This is a genomic window from Burkholderia pyrrocinia, from assembly GCF_022809715.1.
GTDB classification, from domain to species: Bacteria; Pseudomonadota; Gammaproteobacteria; order Burkholderiales; family Burkholderiaceae; genus Burkholderia; species Burkholderia pyrrocinia_C.
Map to the genome: position 1 here is coordinate 320111 of NZ_CP094459.1, position 24479 is coordinate 344589.

The 24479-nt window shown below is 61.3% G+C and carries 23 protein-coding genes; all 23 read left to right on the forward strand.

Features of this window, described 5'->3' with window-relative positions; all coding sequences use genetic code 11:
- Position 1 precedes the first annotated feature (1 nt).
- Positions 2-559, forward strand: coding sequence for a transcription termination/antitermination protein NusG (gene nusG / locus MRS60_RS01440; protein WP_006400672.1), 558 nt, complete (start codon positions 2-4; stop codon positions 557-559).
- 140 nt (positions 560-699) lie between these two features.
- A complete protein-coding gene (gene rplK / locus MRS60_RS01445) occupies positions 700-1131 on the forward strand; it encodes a 50S ribosomal protein L11 (RefSeq protein WP_006753591.1) in 432 nt (143 codons plus the stop codon).
- Entirely contained in the window at positions 1132-1830 is a 699-nt protein-coding gene (rplA, locus tag MRS60_RS01450; protein WP_006482906.1) for a 50S ribosomal protein L1, read from the forward strand. It abuts the gene before it with no gap.
- A 295-nt stretch (positions 1831-2125) separates the two neighbouring features.
- Complete coding sequence (gene rplJ, locus MRS60_RS01455) at positions 2126-2623, forward strand: 50S ribosomal protein L10 (protein ID WP_034183754.1); 498 nt, start codon at positions 2126-2128, stop codon at positions 2621-2623.
- A 63-nt stretch (positions 2624-2686) separates the two neighbouring features.
- Positions 2687-3061, forward strand: coding sequence for a 50S ribosomal protein L7/L12 (gene rplL / locus MRS60_RS01460; RefSeq protein ID WP_034183755.1), 375 nt, complete (start codon positions 2687-2689; stop codon positions 3059-3061).
- 377 nt (positions 3062-3438) lie between these two features.
- A complete protein-coding gene (gene rpoB / locus MRS60_RS01465; RefSeq protein WP_034183756.1) occupies positions 3439-7545 on the forward strand; it encodes a DNA-directed RNA polymerase subunit beta in 4107 nt (1368 codons plus the stop codon).
- 21 nt (positions 7546-7566) lie between these two features.
- Positions 7567-11814 carry a DNA-directed RNA polymerase subunit beta' gene (gene rpoC, locus MRS60_RS01470; RefSeq protein WP_034183757.1) on the forward strand — a complete coding sequence of 1416 codons (4248 nt, stop codon included), beginning with the start codon at positions 7567-7569 and terminating at the stop codon, positions 11812-11814.
- A gap of 311 nt (positions 11815-12125) precedes the next feature.
- Complete coding sequence (recQ, locus tag MRS60_RS01475) at positions 12126-13973, forward strand: DNA helicase RecQ (protein ID WP_034183758.1); 1848 nt, start codon at positions 12126-12128, stop codon at positions 13971-13973.
- Between the two features lie 227 nt (positions 13974-14200).
- Positions 14201-14581, forward strand: a complete 381-nt coding sequence (gene rpsL, locus MRS60_RS01480) for a 30S ribosomal protein S12 (RefSeq protein ID WP_006400662.1) — start codon at positions 14201-14203, stop codon at positions 14579-14581.
- A gap of 172 nt (positions 14582-14753) precedes the next feature.
- Positions 14754-15224 (forward strand): 30S ribosomal protein S7, encoded by a 471-nt coding sequence (rpsG, locus tag MRS60_RS01485; RefSeq protein ID WP_006477195.1) that lies wholly within the window; start codon positions 14754-14756, stop codon positions 15222-15224.
- 123 nt (positions 15225-15347) lie between these two features.
- Positions 15348-17450, forward strand: a complete 2103-nt coding sequence (fusA, locus tag MRS60_RS01490; protein ID WP_072445391.1) for an elongation factor G — start codon at positions 15348-15350, stop codon at positions 17448-17450.
- Between the two features lie 42 nt (positions 17451-17492).
- On the forward strand, positions 17493-18683 hold the full coding sequence (tuf, locus tag MRS60_RS01495) for an elongation factor Tu (protein ID WP_243565123.1): 1191 nt from the start codon (positions 17493-17495) through the stop codon (positions 18681-18683).
- Between the two features lie 286 nt (positions 18684-18969).
- On the forward strand, positions 18970-19281 hold the full coding sequence (gene rpsJ, locus MRS60_RS01500; RefSeq protein WP_004199280.1) for a 30S ribosomal protein S10: 312 nt from the start codon (positions 18970-18972) through the stop codon (positions 19279-19281).
- 178 nt (positions 19282-19459) lie between these two features.
- Positions 19460-20110 (forward strand): 50S ribosomal protein L3, encoded by a 651-nt coding sequence (gene rplC / locus MRS60_RS01505; RefSeq protein WP_006482922.1) that lies wholly within the window; start codon positions 19460-19462, stop codon positions 20108-20110.
- Complete coding sequence (gene rplD / locus MRS60_RS01510) at positions 20110-20730, forward strand: 50S ribosomal protein L4 (protein ID WP_011350675.1); 621 nt, start codon at positions 20110-20112, stop codon at positions 20728-20730. Before rplC ends, rplD begins: the two co-directional genes overlap by 1 nt.
- Complete coding sequence (rplW, locus tag MRS60_RS01515; RefSeq protein ID WP_004199275.1) at positions 20727-21041, forward strand: 50S ribosomal protein L23; 315 nt, start codon at positions 20727-20729, stop codon at positions 21039-21041. Before rplD ends, rplW begins: the two co-directional genes overlap by 4 nt.
- A gap of 2 nt (positions 21042-21043) precedes the next feature.
- Positions 21044-21871, forward strand: a complete 828-nt coding sequence (gene rplB / locus MRS60_RS01520; protein ID WP_006482900.1) for a 50S ribosomal protein L2 — start codon at positions 21044-21046, stop codon at positions 21869-21871.
- Between the two features lie 10 nt (positions 21872-21881).
- Complete coding sequence (gene rpsS, locus MRS60_RS01525; protein WP_004199273.1) at positions 21882-22157, forward strand: 30S ribosomal protein S19; 276 nt, start codon at positions 21882-21884, stop codon at positions 22155-22157.
- Between the two features lie 12 nt (positions 22158-22169).
- Positions 22170-22499, forward strand: a complete 330-nt coding sequence (gene rplV, locus MRS60_RS01530; RefSeq protein ID WP_004199272.1) for a 50S ribosomal protein L22 — start codon at positions 22170-22172, stop codon at positions 22497-22499.
- Positions 22500-22510: 11 nt separating this feature from the next.
- Positions 22511-23311, forward strand: a complete 801-nt coding sequence (rpsC, locus tag MRS60_RS01535) for a 30S ribosomal protein S3 (protein WP_006482899.1) — start codon at positions 22511-22513, stop codon at positions 23309-23311.
- 2 nt (positions 23312-23313) lie between these two features.
- Positions 23314-23730, forward strand: a complete 417-nt coding sequence (rplP, locus tag MRS60_RS01540) for a 50S ribosomal protein L16 (RefSeq protein WP_006482873.1) — start codon at positions 23314-23316, stop codon at positions 23728-23730.
- Positions 23731-23739: 9 nt separating this feature from the next.
- Positions 23740-23934, forward strand: coding sequence for a 50S ribosomal protein L29 (gene rpmC, locus MRS60_RS01545; protein WP_006400652.1), 195 nt, complete (start codon positions 23740-23742; stop codon positions 23932-23934).
- Positions 23931-24203, forward strand: a complete 273-nt coding sequence (rpsQ, locus tag MRS60_RS01550) for a 30S ribosomal protein S17 (protein WP_006752928.1) — start codon at positions 23931-23933, stop codon at positions 24201-24203. The genes rpmC and rpsQ overlap by 4 nt, the downstream gene beginning before the upstream one ends.
- The last annotated feature ends 276 nt before the right edge of the window (positions 24204-24479 follow it).

A 24479-nucleotide genomic window follows, 5' to 3' on the forward strand; every position in this document is an offset into this window, starting at 1 on the left:
TATGAGCGATACTCCGGCATCCCCGAGCGGAAAACGTTGGTACGTCGTGCACGCCTACTCCGGTATGGAGAAGAGCGTGCAACGTGCGCTTCAGGAGCGCATCGAACGTGCTGGCATGCAGGACAAATTCGGTCAGATCCTGGTTCCGACCGAAGAAGTGGTCGAAGTCAAAGGCGGCCACAAGGCTGTGACCGAGCGTCGTTTCTTCCCCGGCTACGTGCTGGTGGAAATGGAAATGACGGACGAAACGTGGCACCTCGTGAAGAACACCGCGAAGGTCACCGGCTTCGTCGGCGGTGCGCGTAACCGCCCGACCCCGATTTCCCCGAAGGAAGTCGAGAAGATCATGTCGCAGATGCAGGAGGGCGTCGAAAAGCCGCGCCCGAAGACCCTGTTCGAAGTTGGCGAGATGGTGCGTGTCAAGGAAGGCCCGTTCACGGACTTCAACGGCACCGTCGAAGAAGTCAACTACGAAAAATCGCGCGTGCGTGTGTCGGTCACCATCTTTGGCCGCTCAACCCCGGTCGAACTCGAGTTCGGCCAGGTCGAAAAAGTTTGATCCCGATTCGGTGGGCAGCCTCGGCTGCCCACCTTCGCGCTTACGGCCCGCGTTACGGCCGTTGAGGAGCGTCAGTAGCCAGCGGCGAAAGCGCGTTATCACTCACCGAACGCCGCCTGGCGTTCCAACGAGGTTTTCAAATGGCAAAGAAGATTGTCGGCTTTATCAAGCTGCAGATCCCTGCAGGTAAAGCCAACCCGTCGCCGCCGGTCGGTCCGGCACTGGGCCAGCGCGGCCTGAACATCATGGAGTTCTGCAAGGCGTTCAACGCGCAGACTCAAGGCATGGAGCCGGGTCTGCCGGTGCCGGTGGTCATCACGGCATTCGCTGACAAGAGCTTCACGTTCGTGATGAAGACGCCGCCGGCGACCGTCCTGATCAAGAAGGCGGCGAAGGTGGACAAGGGCTCGAGCAAGCCGCACACCGACAAGGTCGGTTCGATCACGCGCGCTCAAGCCGAAGAAATCGCGAAGACCAAGATGCCGGACCTTACGGCAGCTGATCTGGACGCAGCCGTTCGCACCATCGCTGGTAGCGCACGCTCGATGGGCATCACTGTGGAGGGCGTGTAAATGGCTAAGATCTCCAAGCGCCGTCAGGCATTTGCCGCCAAGGTTGATCGTCAGAAGCTGTACGCGATCGAAGACGCACTGAGCCTCGTGAAGGAATGCGCGAGCGCGAAGTTCGACGAGTCGATCGACGTCGCAGTCCAGCTCGGCATCGATGCAAAGAAGTCGGACCAGGTCGTTCGTGGTTCGGTCGTTCTGCCGGCCGGTACGGGCAAGTCGGTTCGCGTTGCCGTGTTCGCGCAAGGCGAAAAGGCCGAGCAGGCTCGTGCAGCAGGCGCGGAAATCGTCGGTATGGAAGACCTGGCTGAGCAGATCAAGGCTGGCCAGATGGACTTCGACATCGTGATCGCTTCGCCGGACACGATGCGTATCGTCGGTACGCTCGGCCAGATCCTTGGCCCGCGCGGCCTGATGCCGAACCCGAAGGTCGGTACGGTCACGCCGGACGTCGCAACCGCCGTCAAGAACGCGAAGGCTGGTCAGGTGCAATTCCGTGTCGACAAGGCCGGTATCATCCACGCGACCATCGGCCGTGCATCGTTCGAGCCGACCGCGCTGCGTTCGAACCTGTCGGCGCTGATCGAAGCGCTGCAGAAGGCAAAGCCGGCAACGAGCAAGGGCGTGTACCTGCGCAAGATCGCACTGTCGAGCACGATGGGCGTCGGCGTGCGTGTCGACCAGGCTACGCTGGCAGCACAGTAAGCAAGTATTCAGGCCGCTTCGCTTGCGAAGCGGCCTTCATGGGCTTTGGGCGGTTGTTCGTGCAGCAAGGCGGGCAACCGGTTATCAAAGACCGTTGGTGGGGCGCAGCAGGCAGGCGATCCCTTAATTCAAGCCAACGCAGATGGCGAACCCGAAAAAGTTTTGCAGTGGTGAAGCCGCAGGCCGTGAAGCGATTCGCGGCGTGAGGTGGAAATACTCCTAACGAGGTCGGACGCCGTTGTTGAACGAGGTACGTGAGGTTTCGTGCCGAACGTATCGTTTCTGGAGGCTAACCGTGCCGCTTAATAGAGAAGACAAGCAAGCCGTCGTAGCTGAGGTTTCCGCGCAAGTCGCGAAGGCCCAGACCGTTGTGCTGGCTGAGTATCGTGGAATTGCGGTTGGCGATCTGACCAAGCTGCGCGCGCAAGCGCGTGAGCAAAAGGTTTACCTGCGCGTGTTGAAGAACACGCTGGCGCGTCGCGCTGTCGAAGGTACGCCGTTTGCTCCGCTGGCAGAGCAGATGACTGGTCCGCTGATCTACGGCATCTCGGAAGATGCAATTGCTGCTGCTAAGGTCGTCAACGACTTCAGCAAGAGCAATGACAAGTTGGTCATCAAGGCTGGTTCGTTCGATGGCAAGGTGATGGACAAGGCTGGCGTGCAAGCGCTGGCAAGCATCCCGAGCCGCGAAGAACTGCTCTCGAAGCTGCTGTTCGTTATGCAATCGCCTGTTTCGGGCTTCGCGCGTGCTCTGGCCGCGCTGGCCGAGAAGAAGCAAGCGGAAGCTGCGTAATCGAACGTGCATCAGCGTCATTGATCGCTGGCTGTATCCGAATTCAATTTAGGAGTATTTCAAATGGCAATCGCAAAAGAAGACATCCTGGCAGCAGTCGAAGGGATGACCGTTCTGGAACTGAACGAACTGGTCAAGGCGTTCGAAGAGAAGTTTGGCGTGTCGGCAGCTGCAGTGGCAGTCGCTGGCCCGGCAGGCGGCGGCGCTGCTGCTGCTGCTGAAGAGAAGACCGAGTTCACGGTCGTTCTGGCTGAAGCAGGCGGCAACAAGGTTGCAGTCATCAAGGCAGTTCGCGAACTGACGGGCCTGGGCCTGAAGGAAGCGAAGGACCTGGTTGACGGCGCACCGAAGGCTGTCAAGGAAGGCGTCGACAAGGCTGCATCGGAAGAAGCCAAGAAGAAGCTGGAAGACGCGGGCGCGAAGGTCGAAATCAAGTAAGTTTCGACGCGCTGTGCGAAGGCTGGCGGTATTTTCACCGCCGGCCTTTTTGTGCTTTGTGGGGACGTTATTCTGGCACTCATTCGGGAGCACGAATAATCGGCCCCAGAGGCCAAAGAAAACCGCCTGATCGTTGTCATTGGTCACGATTGGCGGTTCTCTTTGTCTTCTGAAGCGACTGCAGAAGGCAAGTTTGGTCGGGTAGCGGGCAACACAGGCATCCGCTGCCGTCAGCCAGCGGTTGGTAGCGGCCAACCACCAAGCTTCTCGGCTCGTTCAAGCCGTCGGACGGCCATCGGGTCTCAGTCGGTGAACACTCGGGTTTGAAACGTCCAGGTATTCCGCCTCGATAGCACCCGCCGTGATTCGGAGATCGTATGCAATATTCCTTCACCGAGAAGAAGCGCATTCGCAAGAGTTTCGCGAAGCGCCCCATCGTTCACCAAGTTCCTTTCTTGCTGGCTACCCAGCTTGAATCATTCAGCACGTTTCTGCAAGCCGATGTGCTCGCGACGCAACGCAAGCCTGAAGGTTTGCAGGCCGCGTTCACATCGGTATTTCCCATTGTTTCGCACAACGGCTTCGCGCGCCTCGAGTTCGTGAGCTATGCGCTGTCCGCGCCGGCATTCAACATCAAGGAATGCCAGCAGCGCGGCCTGACGTACTGCTCCGCGCTGCGCGCGAAGGTCCGCCTCGTCATCCTCGACAAGGAATCGCCGAACAAGCCGGTCGTCAAGGAAGTGAAGGAGCAGGAAGTGTACATGGGCGAACTTCCGCTCATGACGCCGACGGGCTCGTTCGTCATCAACGGCACCGAGCGTGTCATCGTCTCGCAGCTGCACCGTTCGCCGGGCGTGTTCTTCGAACACGACAAGGGCAAGACGCACAGCTCGGGCAAGCTGCTGTTCTCGGCACGGATCATTCCGTACCGCGGCTCGTGGCTCGACTTCGAATTCGATCCGAAGGACATCCTGTACTTCCGCGTCGACCGCCGCCGCAAGATGCCGGTCACGATCCTGCTGAAGGCCATCGGCCTGACGCCGGAACAGATCCTCGCGAACTTCTTCGTGTTCGACAACTTCACGCTGATGGACGAAGGCGCGCAACTCGAGTTCGTGCCCGAGCGCCTGCGTGGTGAAGTCGCGCGTTTCGACATCACGGATCGCGATGGCAAGGTCATCGTCCAGAAGGACAAGCGGATCAACGCGAAGCACATTCGCGACCTCGAAGCCGCGAAGACCAAGTTCATCTCGGTGCCGGAAGACTATCTGCTCGGCCGCGTGCTGGCGAAGAACGTCGTCGACGGCGATACCGGCGAAGTGATCGCGAGCGCGAACGACGAAGTCACGGAAAGCGTGCTCGAGAAGCTGCGCGAAGCGGGCATCAAGGACATCCAGACGCTCTACACGAACGATCTGGACCAGGGTCCGTATATCTCGTCGACGCTGCGTGTCGACGAAACGACCGACAGGACGGCCGCGCGCATCGCGATCTACCGCATGATGCGTCCGGGCGAGCCGCCGACCGAAGAAGCGGTCGAGGCACTGTTCAACCGTCTGTTCTACAGCGAAGAAGCGTACGACCTGTCGAAGGTCGGCCGCATGAAGTTCAACCGCCGCGTCAGCCGTGACGAGATCACCGGCCCGATGACGCTGCAGGACGACGACATCCTCGCGACGATCAAGATCCTCGTCGAGCTGCGCAACGGCAAGGGCGAAGTGGACGACATCGACCACCTCGGCAACCGCCGCGTGCGTTGCGTCGGCGAACTGGCGGAAAACCAGTTCCGCGCCGGTCTCGTGCGTGTCGAGCGCGCGGTCAAGGAACGCCTCGGCCAGGCCGAAAGCGAAAACCTGATGCCGCACGACCTGATCAACTCGAAGCCGATTTCGTCGGCAATTCGCGAGTTCTTCGGTTCGTCGCAGCTTTCGCAGTTCATGGACCAGACCAACCCGCTGTCGGAAATCACGCACAAGCGCCGTGTTTCCGCACTGGGCCCGGGCGGTCTGACGCGCGAGCGTGCAGGCTTCGAAGTCCGCGACGTGCACCCGACCCACTACGGCCGCGTGTGTCCGATCGAAACGCCGGAAGGTCCGAACATCGGCCTGATCAACTCGCTCGCACTGTACGCGCACCTGAACGAGTACGGCTTCCTCGAGACGCCGTACCGCAAGGTCGTGGACAGCAAGGTGACCGACCAGATCGACTACCTGTCGGCGATCGAGGAAGGCCGCTACATGATCGCGCAGGCGAACGCCGCGATCGACGAGAACGGCACGCTGATCGACGAACTCGTGTCGTCGCGTGAAGCCGGCGAAACGATGATGGTCACGCCGGACCGTATCCAGTACATGGACGTTGCACCGTCGCAGATCGTGTCGGTCGCAGCCTCGCTGATCCCGTTCCTCGAGCACGACGATGCGAACCGTGCACTGATGGGCTCGAACATGCAGCGTCAGGCCGTGCCGTGTCTGCGTCCGGAAAAGCCGGTCGTCGGTACGGGCATCGAGCGCACCTGCGCGGTCGACTCGGGCACGACGGTTCAGGCGTTCCGCGGCGGCGTCGTCGACTATGTCGATGCAGGCCGTATCGTGATTCGTGTGAACGACGAAGAAGCGGTCGCGGGTGAAGTCGGTGTCGACATCTACAACCTGATCAAGTACACGCGTTCGAACCAGAACACGAACATCAACCAGCGTCCGATCGTGAAGATGGGCGACAAGGTCTCGCGCGGCGACGTGCTGGCCGACGGCGCCTCGACGGACCTGGGCGAGCTCGCGCTCGGCCAGAACATGCTGATCGCGTTCATGCCGTGGAACGGCTACAACTTCGAGGATTCGATCCTGATCTCGGAGAAGGTCGTGGCCGACGATCGCTACACGTCGATCCACATCGAAGAGCTGAACGTCGTTGCACGCGACACGAAGCTCGGGCCGGAAGAAATCACGCGCGACATCTCGAACCTGGCGGAAGTCCAGCTCGGCCGTCTCGACGAATCGGGCATCGTGTACATCGGTGCTGAAGTCGAAGCGGGCGACGTGCTGGTCGGCAAGGTCACGCCGAAGGGCGAGACCCAGCTGACGCCGGAAGAGAAGCTGCTGCGCGCGATCTTCGGCGAGAAGGCCTCGGACGTGAAGGACACGTCGCTGCGCGTGCCGTCGGGCATGAGCGGTACCGTGATCGACGTCCAGGTGTTCACGCGTGAAGGCATCCAGCGCGACAAGCGTGCGCAACAGATCATCGACGACGAACTGAAGCGCTACCGTCTCGACCTGAACGACCAGCTCCGCATCGTGGAAGGCGACGCGTTCCAGCGTCTCGCGCGCATGCTCGTGGGCAAGGTCGCGAACGGCGGTCCGAAGAAGCTCGCGAAGGGCACGAAGATCGACCAGGCTTACCTGGAAGACCTCGACCACTACCACTGGTTCGACATCCGCCTGGCGGACGACGAAGCAGCGGCGCAGCTCGAAGCGATCAAGAACTCGATCGAGGAAAAGCGTCACCAGTTCGACCTCGCGTTCGAAGAGAAGCGCAAGAAGCTCACGCAAGGCGACGAACTGCCGCCGGGCGTGCTGAAGATGGTCAAGGTGTACCTCGCGGTGAAGCGCCGTCTGCAGCCTGGCGACAAGATGGCAGGCCGTCACGGTAACAAGGGTGTGGTGTCGAAGATCGTCCCGATCGAAGACATGCCGTACATGGCCGACGGCCGTCCGGCAGACGTCGTGCTGAACCCGCTCGGCGTGCCGTCGCGGATGAACGTGGGTCAGGTTCTGGAAGTGCACCTCGGCTGGGCCGCGAAGGGCCTCGGCTGGCGTATCGGCGAAATGCTGCAGCGTCAGGCGAAGATCGAGGAACTGCGCGTGTTCCTGACGAAGATCTACAACGAGTCGGGCCGCCAGGAAGATCTGGAAAGCTTCACCGACGACGAGATCCTCGAACTCGCGAAGAACCTGCGCGAAGGCGTGCCGTTCGCAACGCCGGTGTTCGACGGTGCGACCGAGGAAGAAATGGGCAAGATGCTCGACCTCGCGTTCCCGGACGACATCGCGGAACAGCTCGGCATGAACCCGTCGAAGAACCAGGTCCGTCTGTACGATGGCCGCACGGGTGAAATGTTCGAACGTCGCGTGACGCTTGGCTACATGCACTACCTGAAGCTGCACCACTTGGTCGACGACAAGATGCACGCGCGTTCGACCGGTCCGTACTCGCTCGTCACGCAGCAGCCGCTGGGTGGTAAGGCGCAGTTCGGTGGCCAGCGTTTCGGTGAAATGGAAGTGTGGGCACTCGAAGCGTACGGCGCGTCCTACGTGCTGCAGGAAATGCTGACGGTGAAGTCGGACGACGTGACCGGCCGGACGAAGGTGTACGAAAACCTGGTCAAGGGCGATCACGTGATCGATGCAGGCATGCCGGAATCCTTCAACGTGCTCGTGAAGGAAATCCGCTCGCTCGGTATCGATATCGATCTCGACCGCAATTAATCGGACTACGGAGAGAAAGCAATGAAAGCTCTGCTCGATCTATTCAAGCAAGTCCAACAGGAAGAAGTTTTCGACGCGATCAAGATCGGTCTGGCTTCGCCTGACAAGATCCGTTCGTGGTCGTTCGGCGAAGTGAAGAAGCCGGAGACCATCAACTACCGTACGTTCAAGCCGGAACGCGATGGTCTCTTCTGCGCGAAGATCTTCGGGCCGATCAAGGACTACGAGTGCCTGTGCGGCAAGTACAAGCGTCTGAAGCATCGCGGTGTGATCTGCGAGAAGTGCGGCGTCGAAGTGACGCTGGCGAAGGTGCGCCGCGAGCGCATGGGCCACATCGAACTGGCCTCGCCGGTCGCGCACATCTGGTTCCTGAAGTCGCTGCCGTCGCGTCTGGGCATGGTGCTCGACATGACGCTGCGCGACATCGAACGCGTGCTGTACTTCGAAGCGTACGTGGTGATCGAACCGGGCATGACGCCGCTGAAGGCGCGGCAGATCATGACCGAAGAGGATTACTACAACAAGGTCGAGGAATACGGCGACGAATTCCGTGCCGAGATGGGCGCGGAAGGCGTGCGTGAACTGCTGCGCGCGATCAACATCGACGAGCAGGTCGAGACGCTGCGCACCGAGCTGAAGAACACCGGCTCGGAAGCGAAGATCAAGAAGTACGCGAAGCGCCTGAAGGTCCTCGAGGCATTCCAGCGCTCGGGCATCAAGCCCGAGTGGATGATCCTCGAAGTGCTGCCGGTGCTGCCGCCGGAACTGCGTCCGCTCGTGCCGCTGGACGGCGGCCGTTTCGCGACGTCGGACCTGAACGACCTGTATCGCCGCGTGATCAACCGTAACAACCGGTTGAAGCGTCTGCTCGAGCTGAAGGCACCTGAAATCATCGTCCGCAACGAAAAGCGGATGCTGCAGGAAGCCGTCGACTCGCTGCTCGACAACGGTCGTCGCGGCAAGGCGATGACGGGCGCGAACAAGCGTCCGCTGAAGTCGCTCGCCGACATGATCAAGGGCAAGGGCGGTCGTTTCCGTCAGAACCTGCTGGGCAAGCGCGTCGACTACTCGGGCCGTTCGGTCATCGTGGTCGGCCCGACGCTGAAGCTGCATCAGTGCGGTCTGCCGAAGCTGATGGCGCTCGAGCTGTTCAAGCCGTTCATCTTCAACAAGCTGGAAGTGATGGGCGTCGCGACGACCATCAAGGCTGCGAAGAAGGAAGTCGAGAACCAGACGCCGGTGGTGTGGGACATCCTCGAAGAGGTGATCCGCGAGCACCCGGTGATGCTGAACCGTGCGCCGACGCTGCACCGTCTCGGTATCCAGGCGTTCGAGCCCGTGCTGATCGAAGGCAAGGCGATCCAGCTGCACCCGCTCGTCTGCGCGGCGTTCAACGCCGACTTCGACGGTGACCAGATGGCCGTCCACGTGCCGCTGTCGCTCGAAGCGCAGATGGAAGCGCGTACGCTGATGCTGGCGTCGAACAACGTGCTGTTCCCGGCCAACGGCGATCCGTCGATCGTGCCGTCGCAGGATATCGTGCTGGGTCTGTACTACGCGACCCGCGAAGCGATCAACGGCAAGGGCGAAGGCCTGTCGTTCACGGGCGTGTCGGAAGTGATCCGCGCGTACGAGAACAAGGAAGTCGAGCTGGCATCGCGCGTCAACGTGCGGATCACCGAAATGGTCCACAACGAAGACAAGTCGGAAGGCGCACCGGCATTCGTGCCGAAGATCTCGCTGTACGCGACGACCGTCGGTCGCGCGATCCTGTCGGAGATCCTGCCGCACGGCCTGCCGTTCTCGGTGCTGAACAAGCCGCTGAAGAAGAAGGAAATCTCGCGCCTGATCAACACGGCGTTCCGCAAGTGCGGTCTGCGCGCGACGGTGGTGTTCGCCGACCAGCTGATGCAGTCGGGTTTCCGTCTCGCGACGCGCGCCGGCATTTCGATCTGCGTGGACGACATGCTCGTGCCGCCGCAGAAGGAAACGATCGTCGGCGACGCCGCGAAGAAGGTGAAGGAATACGACCGCCAGTACATGTCGGGTCTCGTCACCGCGCAGGAACGCTACAACAACGTGGTCGACATCTGGTCGGCGACGTCGGAAGCGGTCGGCAAGGCGATGATGGAGCAGCTGTCGACGGAGCCGGTGACGGACCGCGACGGCAACGAGACGCGCCAGGAGTCGTTCAACTCGATCTACATGATGGCCGACTCGGGCGCCCGGGGTTCGGCGGTGCAGATTCGTCAGCTGGCCGGTATGCGTGGCCTGATGGCGAAGCCGGACGGCTCGATTATCGAGACGCCGATTACCGCGAACTTCCGCGAAGGCCTGAACGTGTTGCAGTACTTCATCTCGACCCACGGTGCACGTAAGGGTCTGGCTGATACGGCACTGAAGACCGCGAACTCGGGTTACCTGACGCGTCGTCTGGTTGACGTCACGCAGGATCTGGTCGTGGTGGAAGACGATTGCGGCACGTCGAACGGCGTCGCGATGAAGGCGCTGGTCGAAGGCGGTGAAGTCGTCGAAGCACTGCGCGACCGTATCCTCGGCCGCGTCGCGGTCGCGGACGTCGTGAACCCGGAAACGCAGGAAACGCTGTACGAATCGGGCACGCTGCTCGACGAAACGGCGGTCGAGGAAATCGAACGCCTCGGCATCGACGAAGTGCGCGTGCGCACGCCGCTGACCTGCGAAACGCGTTACGGTCTGTGCGCGGCCTGCTACGGCCGTGACCTCGGCCGCGGCTCGCTCGTGAACGTCGGCGAAGCAGTCGGCGTGATCGCGGCACAGTCGATCGGTGAACCGGGCACGCAGCTGACGATGCGTACGTTCCACATCGGTGGTGCGGCATCGCGTGCGGCAGTGGCCTCGTCGGTCGAAGCGAAGAGCAACGGTATCGTGCGCTTCACGGCGACGATGCGCTACGTCACGAACGCGAAGGGCGAGCAGATCGTCATTTCCCGTTCGGGCGAAGCGATGATCACCGACGACTTCGGTCGCGAGCGCGAGCGTCACAAAGTGCCGTACGGTGCGACGCTGCTGCAGCTCGACGGCGCGACCATCAAGGCAGGCACGCAGCTCGCCACGTGGGATCCGCTGACGCGTCCGATCATCACCGAGTACGGTGGTACGGTGAAGTTCGAGAACGTCGAGGAAGGCGTGACGGTCGCGAAGCAGATCGACGACGTGACCGGCCTGTCGACGCTGGTCGTGATCGACGTGAAGCGTCGCGGTTCGCAGGCTTCGAAGAGCGTGCGTCCGCAGGTGAAGCTGCTCGACGCGAACGGCGAAGAAGTGAAGATTCCGGGCACGGAACACGCAGTGCAGATCGGCTTCCAGGTCGGCGCACTGATTACCGTGAAGGATGGCCAGCAGGTGCAGGTCGGTGAAGTGCTCGCACGTATCCCGACCGAAGCGCAGAAGACGCGTGACATTACCGGCGGTCTGCCGCGGGTGGCGGAACTGTTCGAAGCGCGTTCGCCGAAGGATGCCGGCATTCTCGCGGAAGTCACCGGTACGACGTCGTTCGGTAAGGACACGAAGGGCAAGCAGCGTCTCGTCATCACGGATCTCGAGGGCAACCAGCACGAGTTCCTGATCGCGAAGGAAAAGCAGGTGCTGGTCCACGATGCTCAGGTCGTCAACAAGGGCGAAATGATCGTGGACGGTCCGGCCGATCCGCACGACATCCTGCGTCTGCAGGGTATCGAGGCGCTGTCGCGCTACATCGTCGACGAAGTGCAGGACGTGTATCGTCTGCAGGGCGTGAAGATCAACGACAAGCACATCGAGGTGATCGTTCGCCAGATGCTGCGTCGTGTGCAGATCACCGACAACGGCGATACGCGCTTCATCCCGGGCGAACAGGTCGAACGTTCCGACATGCTGGACGAGAACGATCGCATGATCGCCGAGGACAAGCGTCCGGCTTCGTACGACAACGTGCTGCTCGGTATCACGAAGGCGTCGCTGTCGACCGACTCGTTCATCTCCGCGGCATCGTTCCAGGAAACGACCCGCGTGCTGACCGAAGCGGCGATCATGGGCAAGCGCGACGATCTGCGCGGCCTGAAGGAAAACGTGATCGTCGGCCGTCTGATTCCGGCCGGTACGGGGCTCGCGTTCCACAAGGCACGCAAGGCGAAGGAATCGTCGGATCGCGAGCGTTTCGACCAGATCGCAGCAGAAGAGGCGTTCGATTTCGGCACGCCGAGCACGCCTGCTGCGGAAGAGCCGCAACAGCACCCGGCAGCCGAATAAGCGCGGGCGGCGCGAGCCGCCTCGCCTCGCTGTCATCGAAACCGCCCGGTTTTGCCGGGCGGTTTTTTTTATCCGTCGTTCACGCGCATGACGCGCTTGCGCATCGCCGGCACCGGCTGCCTGCGAGCGGCGCTCCACATGGCTGCAGGTGCTGTCGCAGGCATCGCGATCGCTTGCGGTACGGCCTCCGCAGGCCCGTCATGCGCGCGAACGAACCCTGTCCGATCGGCCAACGTTGCACGATTCGCCACGCGTCGCGCGAGCGGGTTGTTAAAATTGCGGTCATCCTTCCGCCGTCCTCGTTCTCACTCATGTCCCGCGCCCTCGAAATTCTCGACGAAGTCTTTGGTTATTCCGCATTTCGCGGCCAGCAGGGCGAGATCGTCGAGCACGTCGCCGGCGGCGGCGATTGCCTCGTGCTGATGCCGACCGGCGGCGGCAAGTCGCTGTGCTACCAGATCCCGGCGCTGCTGCGCCGCGAGACCGGGCAGGGCGCCGGCATCGTCGTGTCGCCGCTGATCGCGCTGATGCAGGACCAGGTCGCCGCGCTGCGCGAAGTCGGCGTGCGCGCGGCCTACCTGAATTCGACGCTGTCGGGCGCCGAAGCCGCGGCGACCGAGCGCGCGCTGCGCGAGGGCGAGATCGACCTGCTGTATGTCGCGCCTGAACGGCTGATGACGGGGCGTTTCCTCGAGTTGCTCGAGCGCGCGAAGATCGGCCTGTTCGCGATCGACGAAGCGCACTGCGTGTCGCAATGGGGGCACGATTTCCGTCCGGAATACATTCAGTTGTCGGTGCTGCACGAGCGGTTTCCGTCGGTGCCCCGCATCGCGCTGACCGCCACGGCCGACGCGATCACGCGCGACGAGATCATCCATCGCCTCGCGCTCGACGACGCGCGCGTGTTCATATCGAGCTTCGATCGCCCGAACATCCGCTACCGGATCGTCGAAAAGGACAACGCGCGTTCGCAATTGCTCGACTTCATCCGCGCCGAACACACGAATGCCGACGGCACGACTGACGCAGGCGTCGTCTATTGCCTGTCGCGCCGCAAGGTCGAGGAAACAGCCGAGTGGCTGAAGGCGCAGGGCGTGCGCGCGCTGCCGTATCACGCCGGAATGGAGTTCGAGGTGCGGCAGAAGCACCAGGAAATGTTCCAGCGCGAGGAGGGCATCGTGATGTGCGCGACGATCGCGTTCGGCATGGGCATCGACAAGCCCGACGTGCGCTTCGTCGCGCACCTGGATCTGCCGAAGAGCGTCGAGGGCTATTACCAGGAAACCGGTCGCGCGGGCCGCGACGGGATGCCCGCGAATGCGTGGATGGCGTACGGCCTCGGCGACGTCGTCCAGCAGCGCAAGATGATCGACGAGTCCGACGCGGACGACGCGCACAAGCGCGTGCAGACGTCGAAGCTCGACGCGCTGCTCGGGCTGTGCGAGACGATCTCGTGCCGCCGCGTGCGGCTGCTGAACTACTTCGGCGAGGCGAGCCAGCCGTGCGGCAACTGCGACACGTGCCTCGAGCCGCCCGATTCGTGGGATGCGACGCGCGAGGCGCAGATGGCGCTGTCGTGCGTGTTCCGCGCGCAGCGTTCGAGCGGCTTCAACTTCGGTTCGAGCCATCTGATCGAAATCCTGCGCGGCGGGCGCACCGAGAAGGTGTTGCAGCGCGGGCATGACCAGCTCAGCACGTTCGGGATCGGTGCGTCGCTATCCGAGCCCGAGTGGCGCGCGATTTTCCGGCAGCTCGTCGCGTACGGCTACCTGGCGGTCGATCATGGCGGCTTCGGCGCGCTGATGCTGACCGAGGCCGCGAAGCCCGTGCTGAAGAACGAGGAGAAGGTCACGCTGCGCCGCTACGTGAAGCCGCAGCGCACGCGCCAGTCGTCGAGCCGCAGCGGCACGCGCGTCGATCCGACGGCCGGCATGGGCACGCGCGAGCGCGCACGGTGGGATGCACTGCGCGCGTGGCGCGCGGAAACCGCGAAGACGGACGGCGTGCCGGCCTACGTGATCTTCCACGACGCGACGCTCGCCGAAATCGCGCGCAACGCGCCGGAGACGATCGACGACCTGCGCCATATCCCCGGCATGGGCGTGCGCAAGCTCGAGCGCTTCGGCGACGAGATCATCGACGTCGTCGAATCGGCCTGACACAGGTGTTCCGACCCTTCCGGTAAACCGCGCGGCCGGCCGGCGAATCACGCAAGCCGTTGACTTAGTTGGTATTTCCGGAATATCATGTTTGGTTCCGGTATTCGGTGGGCCGAGTCGCGTTCGAAGGTTCGCGTCCGTTTCGCCGGTTCGGAAGTCAACTGTGCGCCGATTTTCGCTTTGCCCGAAATCGATGTGCAGATTTTGTTCAATTTCAGGAATAAACAATGCCAACCATCAACCAACTGGTTCGCAAAGGCCGTCAGTCGGAAACGACGAAGAGCAAGAGCCCGGCCCTGCAGGACTGCCCCCAGCGTCGCGGCGTGTGCACCCGTGTGTACACGACGACGCCGAAGAAGCCTAACTCGGCACTCCGTAAGGTTGCCAAGGTTCGTCTGACGAACGGCTTCGAAGTGATTTCGTACATCGGCGGTGAAGGCCACAACCTGCAGGAACACTCGGTTGTGCTGATCCGCGGCGGCCGTGTGAAGGACTTGCCGGGTGTGCGTTACCACATGGTTCGCGGCTCGCTGGATACCCAGGGCGTCAAGGACCGTAAGCAAGCGCGCTCGAAGTACGGCGCGAAGCGTGCAAAGGCTGCCAAGTAAGCAGTTTTTGATCAGGGATCGCCTCTGGGCGGTCAAGGCGGGAGTGCCGGATTGCCGGTGCTGTCGAGTAAGTGGTCACCCGGCCAAGCTGGTTAGTCGTGAAGATGTGATCGGGTTTGTTGGTGGCCGCGGAGCTGGATGCAGCTCCAACTGAACAAGTAAAGGAAGAATCATGCCGCGTCGTCGCGAAGTCCCCAAGCGGGAAGTGTTGCCGGATCCGAAGTTCGGCAACGTTGATGTAGCCAAGTTCATGAACATGCTGATGCTGTCCGGCAAGAAGTCGGTCGCAGAGCGCATCGTTTATGGCGCATTCGAACAGATCCAGACCAAGGGTGGCAAGGACCCGCTGGAAGTGTTCACGGTTGCGCTCAACAACGTGAAGCCGGTGGTCGAAGTGAAGAGCCGTCGCGTTGGTGGTGCCAACTATCAAGTTCCGGTCGAAGTGCGCCCGTCGCGTCGTATGGCATTGGCGATGCGCTGGCTGCGCGAGGCTGCGAAGAAGCGCAGCGAGAAGTCGATGGCCCTGCGTCTGGCAGGTGAACTCTCCGAAGCGGCCGAAGGCCGTGGCGGCGCGATGAAGAAGCGCGATGAAGTTCACCGCATGGCAGAAGCCAACCGCGCGTTCTCGCATTTCCGTTTCTAAGCGCCTGGCTGGGCTGTTAGCGGAAATAAATTCCGGGCGGGTGCGCTTTTCAGGCGCCTCGCCCGTTTGTGTTGAAGCATGATGCAGCAGGGCTGCATCATGCCATCCCAGTAGAGGATCAAAGTGGCTCGCAAGACTCCTATCGAGCGCTACCGCAATATCGGTATTAGCGCTCACATCGACGCCGGCAAGACGACGACGACCGAGCGCATTCTGTTTTACACCGGTGTGAACCACAAGATCGGTGAAGTTCACGACGGCGCAGCCACGATGGACTGGATGGAGCAGGAACAGGAGCGTGGCATCACGATCACGTCCGCTGCTACCACGGCCTTCTGGAAGGGCATGGGCGGCAACTATCCGGAACACCGCATCAACATCATCGACACCCCGGGCCACGTCGACTTCACGATCGAAGTGGAGCGCTCGATGCGCGTGCTCGACGGCGCTTGCATGGTGTACTGCGCAGTGGGCGGCGTGCAGCCGCAGTCGGAAACGGTGTGGCGCCAGGCGAACAAGTACAAGGTGCCGCGTCTCGCGTTCGTCAACAAGATGGACCGTACCGGCGCGAACTTCTTCAAGGTCTACGACCAGCTCCGTCTGCGCCTGAAGGCGAACCCGGTTCCGGTCGTGGTGCCGATCGGCTCGGAAGAAAACTTCAAGGGCGTGGTCGACCTGATCAAGATGAAGGCAATCATTTGGGACGAAGCGTCGCAAGGCACGAAGTTCGACTACGTCGACATCCCGGCCGAACTCGCCGAGACCTGCAAGGAATGGCGCGAAAAGATGGTCGAGGCGGCTGCTGAAGCCAACGAAGACCTGATGAACAAGTACCTGGAAGAAGGCGATCTGCCGGAAGCCGACATCGTCAAGGCGCTGCGCGACCGTACGATCGCGTGCGAAATCCAGCCGATGCTGTGCGGTACCGCGTTCAAGAACAAGGGCGTGCAGCGCATGCTCGACGCCGTGATCGATTTCCTGCCGTCGCCGGTCGACATCCCGCCGGTCAAGGGCGAACTCGAAAACGGCGATTCCGCAGAGCGCCGTGCGGCGGACGACGAGAAGTTCTCGGCGCTCGCGTTCAAGATCATGACCGACCCGTTCGTCGGCCAGTTGATCTTCTTCCGTGTGTACTCGGGCGTGGTGAATTCGGGCGATACGCTGCTGAACTCGACGAAGGACAAGAAGGAACGTCTGGGTCGTATTCTGCAGATGCACGCGAACCAGCGCGAAGAAATCAAGGAAGTGCGCGCAGGCGACATCGCTGCTGCGGTCGGCCTGAAGGAAGCGACCACGGGCGACACGCTGTGCGATCCGGCGAACCCGATCATTCTCGAGCGCATGGTGTTCCCGGAGCCGGTGATTTCGCAGGCTGTCGAGCCGAAGACCAAGGCTGACCAGGAAAAGATGGGCCTCGCGCTGAACCGCCTGGCGCAGGAAGATCCGTCGTTCCGCGTGCAGACCGACGAAGAGTCGGGCCAGACCATCATTTCGGGCATGGGCGAGCTCCACCTCGAAATTCTGGTCGACCGGATGAAGCGTGAATTCGGCGTGGAAGCAACCGTCGGCAAGCCGCAGGTTGCCTACCGCGAAACGATCCGTTCGACGGCGAAGGATGTCGACGGCAAGTTCGTCAAGCAGTCGGGTGGTCGCGGCCAGTACGGTCACGCGGTCATCACGCTCGAGCCGAACGAACAGGGCAAGGGCTACGAGTTCTTCGACGAGATCAAGGGTGGTGTGATTCCGCGTGAATACATCCCGGCGGTCGACAAGGGTATCCAGGACACGCTGAAGTCGGGCGTGCTGGCAGGCTTCCCGGTCGTCGACGTGAAGGTTCACCTGACGTTCGGTTCGTACCACGACGTTGACTCGAACGAAAACGCGTTCCGGATGGCCGGTTCGATGGCGTTCAAGGAAGCGATGCGCAAGGCGAACCCGGTCGTGCTCGAGCCGATGATGGCTGTCGAAGTCGAGACGCCGGAAGACTACATGGGCAACGTGATGGGCGACCTGTCGGGCCGTCGCGGTATCGTCCAGGGCATGGAAGACATGGTTGGCGGCGGCAAGATCGTGCGCGCCGAAGTGCCGCTGTCGGAAATGTTCGGTTATTCGACGTCGCTGCGCTCGCTGACGCAAGGTCGTGCAACGTACACGATGGAGTTCAAGCACTACGCTGAAGCTCCGCGCAACGTTGCCGACGCGATCATCAGCGCGAAGTCGAAGTAAATCTGAAGCTATCAACCGATTATTTTTTGAAAGAAGAGAATCATGGCAAAGGAAAAGTTTGAGCGGACCAAGCCGCACGTGAACGTTGGTACGATTGGTCACGTTGACCACGGCAAGACGACGCTGACGGCAGCGATCACGACGGTTCTGACGAAGAAGTTCGGCGGCGAAGCGAAGGCATACGACCAGATCGACGCGGCACCGGAAGAAAAGGCGCGCGGCATCACGATCAACACGGCACACGTCGAGTACGAAACGGCTAACCGCCACTACGCACACGTCGACTGCCCGGGCCACGCTGACTATGTGAAGAACATGATCACGGGCGCGGCACAGATGGACGGCGCGATCCTGGTTTGCTCGGCAGCAGACGGCCCGATGCCGCAAACGCGTGAGCACATCCTGCTGGCGCGTCAGGTTGGCGTTCCGTACATCATCGTGTTCCTGAACAAGTGCGACATGGTGGACGACGCTGAACTGCTCGAGCTGGTCGAGATGGAAGTTCGCGAACTCCTGTCGAAGTACGACTTCCCGGGCGACGACACGCCGATCGTGAAGGGTTCGGCGAAGCTGGCGCTGGAAGGCGACACGGGCGAGCTGGGCGAAGTGGCGATCATGAGCACGGCCGACGCGCTGGACACGTACATCCCGACGCCGGAGCGTGCAGTTGACGGCGCGTTCCTGATGCCGGTGGAAGACGTGTTCTCGATCTCGGGCCGTGGTACGGTGGTGACGGGTCGTGTCGAGCGCGGCATCGTGAAGGTCGGCGAAGAAATCGAAATCGTCGGTATCAAGCCGACGGTGAAGACGACCTGCACGGGCGTTGAAATGTTCCGCAAGCTGCTGGACCAAGGTCAGGCAGGCGACAACGTTGGTATCCTGCTGCGCGGCACGAAGCGTGAAGACGTGGAGCGTGGCCAGGTTCTGGCGAAGCCGGGTTCGATCACGCCGCACACGCACTTCACGGCTGAAGTGTACGTGCTGAGCAAGGACGAAGGCGGCCGTCACACGCCGTTCTTCAACAACTACCGTCCGCAGTTCTACTTCCGTACGACGGACGTGACGGGCTCGATCGAGCTGCCGAAGGACAAGGAAATGGTGATGCCGGGCGACAACGTGTCGATCACGGTGAAGCTGATCGCTCCGATCGCGATGGAAGAAGGTCTGCGCTTCGCAATCCGCGAAGGCGGCCGTACCGTCGGCGCCGGCGTCGTCGCCAAGATCATCGAGTAATATCGACGATCCGCGGATCCCGACGGGGTCCGCGATTCCACGGTATGCGGTTGTACCGTCGAAACCGGGTGTCCAGCTTGCGCTGGCACCCGGTTTTGTTTTTCCGGTGCTTCGTTGCATGGGCCGAGAAACCCGCACCACCGCTCCAGAATTTCGTGTAGAATCGCGGGCTTAGCAGTGGAAGTACTGTCCGGAACCTGATGTCTCGCTCCCCGCAGGCGTCATGTTTCACGTTCTTTTAGTGTCCGGCGATGCAACATCGCCTCGCTCTTTTCAAGGAATCGTCATGCAGCAACAGAAAATCCGCATTCGCCTGAAGGCTTTCGACTATCGTCTGATCGATCAATCGGCTGCCGAGATCGTCGATACCGCGAAGCGGACTGGCGCAATCGTCCGTGGTCCGGTGCCGCTGCCGACGCGCATTCAGCGTTTTGACATCCTGCGTTCGCCGCACGTCAACAAGACGTCGCGCGATCAGCTCGAAATCCGCACCCACCAGCGCCTGATGGACATCGTCGATCCGACCGACAAGACGGTTGACGCGCTGATGAAGCTCGATCTGCCGGCTGGCGTCGACGTGGAAATCAAGCTGCAGTAAGGCTTCCAGCACCGAACGGCTTGCCGGGCGGTGCTAAGTCTTTGTATTGCTTGCGGAAATCGAGGGGTCGGGCTATACTGTTTGGCTTTTCGCGTATTCGCGTAAAAAAGTTGGGCCTTGCGTGCCCGGCATTTTGTAAATCAGCCCCGACCAATCGCAGTCGGGAATGGAGAAAATGATGAGCCTTGGACTCGTAGGTCGCAAGGTTGGCATGACCCGTATCTTCACGGCTGAAGGGGATTCGATTCCCGTCACCGTGCTGGACGTGTCGGACAACCGCGTGACGCAGATCAAGACTGTTGAAACCGACGGCTACACGGCCGTGCAGGTTGCATTCGGCTCCCGCCGCGCCTCGCGCGTGACGAAGCCGCTGGCAGGTCATCTCGCCAAAGCCGGTGTCGAAGCCGGTGAAATCCTCAAGGAATTCCGCATTGACGCGGCCAAGGCAGCCGAGCTGTCGAATGGCGCCGTGGTCGGTGCAGATCTTTTCGAAGTGGGCCAGAAGGTCGACGTGCAAGGCGTGTCGATCGGTAAGGGCTACGCCGGTACGATCAAGCGTTACAACTTCTCCTCCGGCCGTGCCACGCACGGTAACTCGCGCTCGCACAACGTGCCGGGCTCGATCGGTATGGCGCAGGATCCGGGTCGCGTGTTCCCGGGTAAACGCATGACGGGTCACATGGGTGACGTGACCGTGACGGTGCAGAACCTCGAAATCGCTCGTATCGACGCAGAGCGCAAGCTGCTGCTCGTCAAGGGTGCGATTCCGGGCGCGAAGGGTGGCAAGGTTTTTGTCACGCCGGCCGTCAAGACCAAGGGGGCGAAATAATGGAACTCAAGCTCCTGAACGAAAATGGTCAGGAAGGTGCAGTGGTCAACGCATCGGACGTCGTGTTCGGTCGTGACTACAACGAAGCGCTGATCCACCAGGTCGTCGTCGCTTACCAGGCGAATGCTCGCCAGGGTAACCGCGCGCAGAAGGACCGCGAGCAGGTCAAGCACACCACCAAGAAGCCGTGGCGCCAGAAAGGTACGGGCCGTGCTCGTGCCGGTATGTCGTCGAGCCCGCTGTGGCGTGGCGGTGGTCGTATCTTCCCGAACTCGCCGGAAGAAAATTTCTCGCACAAGGTCAACAAGAAGATGCATCGCGCAGGTCTCTGCTCGATCTTCTCGCAGCTGGCCCGTGAAGGCCGTCTGTCGGTCGTCGAGGACATCATCCTCGAAGCGCCGAAGACCAAGCTGCTGGCCGAAAAATTCAAGACCATGGGTCTCGACTCCGTGCTGATCATCACCGACACGGTTGACGAAAACCTGTACCTGGCTTCGCGCAACCTGCCGCACGTGGCAATTGTCGAGCCGCGCTACGCTGACCCGCTGTCGCTGATCTACTTCAAGAAAGTGCTGGTCACGAAGGCTGCGGTCGCCCAGATCGAGGAGTTGCTGTCATGAGCGAGATTCGCAAGAACGATCATCGTTTGATGCAGGTCCTGCTCGCACCGGTGATCTCGGAAAAGGCGACGCTGGTTGCCGACAAGAACGAGCAAGTCGTGTTCGAAGTCGCGCCGGATGCCACGAAGCAGGAAGTGAAGGCGGCTGTCGAGCTGCTGTTCAAGGTTGAAGTTGACTCCGTCAACGTGCTGGTTCAGAAGGGCAAGCAGAAGCGCTTTGGCCGTTCGATGGGCCGCCGCAAGGACGTGAAGAAGGCGTACGTTTGCCTGAAGCCCGGCCAGGAAATCAACTTTGAAGCGGAGGCCAAGTAATCATGGCAATCGTTAAAGTTAAACCGACTTCGCCGGGTCGCCGCGCGATGGTCAAGGTGGTCAACAAGAACCTGCACCAGGGCAAGCCGTTCGCGGCACTGCTCGACTCGCAGAGCTCGACCGCCGGCCGTAACAACAACGGCCGCATCACCACGCGCCATAAGGGCGGTGGCCACAAGCAGCACTATCGTATCGTCGATTTCCGTCGCACGAAGGATGGCATCCCGGCAAAGGTCGAGCGTCTCGAGTACGACCCGAACCGCAGCGCGAACATCGCGCTGGTGCTCTACGCAGACGGCGAGCGTCGCTACATCATCGCCCCGAAGGGCCTGACCGTCGGCCAACAGCTGATGTCGGGTTCGGAAGCGCCGATCCGTGCAGGCAACACGCTGCCGATCCGCAACATTCCGGTCGGTACGACGATCCACTGCATCGAGATGCTGCCGGGCAAGGGCGCGCAAATGGCGCGTTCGGCTGGCACGTCGGCCATGCTGCTGGCGCGCGAAGGCGTCTACGCGCAGGTTCGCCTGCGTTCGGGCGAAATCCGCCGCGTGCACATCGAGTGCCGTGCAACGATCGGTGAAGTCGGCAACGAAGAGCATAGCCTGCGCCAGATCGGCAAGGCTGGCGCGAACCGCTGGCGCGGTATCCGCCCGACGGTGCGTGGCGTTGCGATGAACCCGGTCGATCACCCGCACGGTGGTGGTGAGGGCAAGACGGCTGCAGGTCGCGACCCGGTGAGCCCGTGGGGTACGCCGGCTAAGGGTTACCGCACCCGCAGCAACAAGCGCACGACGACGATGATCGTCCAGCGCCGTCACAAGCGTTAAGGAGTAGGCAATGGCACGTTCTGTTAAAAAAGGTCCGTTCTGCGACGCCCATTTGCTGAAGAAAGTTGAGGCGGCTGCAGCTTCGCGCGACAAAAAGCCGATCAAGACCTGGTCGCGTCGCTCGACGATTCTGCCGGATTTCATCGGCCTGACGATCGCTGTTCACAACGGCCGTCAACACGTTCCGGTGTACATCTCGGAAAACATGGTCGGCCACAAGCTTGGCGAGTTCGCACTGACCCGTACGTTCAAGGGTCACGCAGCCGACAAGAAGGCCAAGAAATAAGGGGCAATCAAGATGGAAGTGAAAGCAATTCATCGCGGTGCCCGCATCTCGGCGCAAAAAACGCGCCTTGTGGCTGACCAGATCCGCGGTTTGCCGGTCGACAAGGCGCTGAACGTTCTGACGTTCTCGCCGAAGAAGGCGGCTGGCATCGTGAAGAAGGTTGTGCTGTCGGCAATCGCGAATGCGGAGCACAACGAAGGCGCCGATATCGACGAGCTCAAGATCAAGAGCATCTACGTCGACAAGGCTGCATCGCTCAAGCGTTTCACCGCGCGCGCCAAGGGCCGCGGTAACCGCATCGAGAAGCAATCCTGTCACATCACTGTGACGGTCGGGAATTAAGGAGCCATACGATGGGACAGAAAATTCATCCGACTGGCTTCCGCCTGGCTGTCAGCCGTAATTGGGCTTCGCGTTGGTACGCGAACAACAACAATTTCGCGGCGATGCTGCAGGAAGACATCGGTGTTCGTGAGTACCTGAAGAAGAAGCTGAAGAACGCTTCGGTCGGTCGGGTCGTCATCGAGCGTCCGGCAAAGAACGCGCGCATCACGATTTACAGCTCGCGTCCGGGCGTCGTCATCGGCAAGAAGGGCGAGGATATCGAACAGCTGAAGACGGAACTGCAACGCCGCATGGGCGTTCCGGTCCACGTCAACATCGAAGAGATCCGTAAGCCGGAAACCGATGCGCAACTGATCGCTGACTCGATCACGCAACAGCTCGAGCGCCGGATCATGTTCCGTCGCGCGATGAAGCGTGCGATGCAGAACGCGATGCGTCTGGGTGCCCAGGGCATCAAGATCATGAGCGCCGGCCGTCTGAACGGTATCGAAATCGCTCGTACGGAGTGGTATCGCGAAGGTCGCGTGCCCCTTCACACGCTGCGTGCCGATATCGACTACGCGACTTCGGAAGCGAAGACGACCTACGGGATCATCGGCGTCAAGGTGTGGGTGTACAAGGGCGACACGCTCGGCCGCAATGACGCACCGGTGGTGGAAGAAGTAGCCGAAGACAAGCGTCCGCGTCGCAATGCGCGTCCGGGCGATCGTCGTCCGCGCCGTGACGGCGAAGGCGGCGCTCCGGGTGCTCGCCGTGGCGCACCGCGCCGTGGCGCCGGCAAGCCCGAAGACGGCAAGACTGGAGAATAACGATGCTGCAACCGAAACGCAGAAAGTATCGTAAAGAGCAGAAGGGTCGTAACACCGGCAAGGCGACGCGCGGCAACGCAGTGTCGTTCGGTGAATTCGGCCTGAAGGCGATCGGTCGCGGTCGTCTGACCGCACGTCAAATTGAAGCGGCGCGTCGTGCAATGACGCGTCACATCAAGCGTGGCGGCCGCATCTGGATCCGGATCTTCCCGGACAAGCCGATTTCGCAGAAGCCGGCCGAAGTGCGTATGGGTAACGGTAAGGGTAACCCGGAGTACTACGTCGCCGAGATTCAGCCGGGCAAGATGCTCTATGAAATGGACGGCGTAACCGAAGAACTGGCACGCGAAGCGTTCCGTCTGGCTGCAGCCAAGCTGCCGCTGAAGACGGCATTCATCGTGCGCCAGCTCGGCGCCTAAGGAGAAAACATGAAGGCTTCCGAACTTCTCCAGAAAGACCAGGCCGCGCTCAACAAGGAGCTGGCGGACCTGCTGAAGGCGCAATTCGGCCTGCGCATGCAACTCGCGACCCAGCAGCTCACGAACACGAGCCAGCTGAAGAAGGTTCGTCGCGACATCGCACGTGTGCGGACCGTCATGACTCAGAAGGCGAACCAGAAATGAACGATAGCGTGAAAACCTCGCTGAAGCGGACGCTGGTCGGTCGGGTCGTCAGCAACAAGATGGACAAGACCGTCACCGTGCTGATCGAGCACCGCGTCAAGCACCCGATCTACGGCAAGTATGTCGTGCGCTCGAAGAAGTACCACGCGCACGATGAAGCGAACACCTGCAACGAAGGCGATCTCGTCGAAATCCAGGAAACTCGTCCTGTTTCGAAGACGAAGGCCTGGACGGTGTCGCGCCTCGTCGAAGCAGCTCGCGTCATCTAAGCGGGCCGTGCGGTAGGCAGTAACAGGCACTTCTCCACGAAGTGCTTGAAATCGCAAAGTTTTTGCTTGCGTGACCAGGGTTATTTGTTATAATCCTGGTCTTCCCTCTTTATGGGAGCCCCGTCGCGGGCGAAGTTGGTGGGGGAAGCGGACTGGCGCCAGCCTGTCCGAAAGATTCACCGAATTGCGATGGCGGGTTTCGTTTGCCGTCGCTGCTGTTCCAACCCAAGCAGCCGATTGGCTGACGGGACCAAGACTGACCGAATGCATCATGGT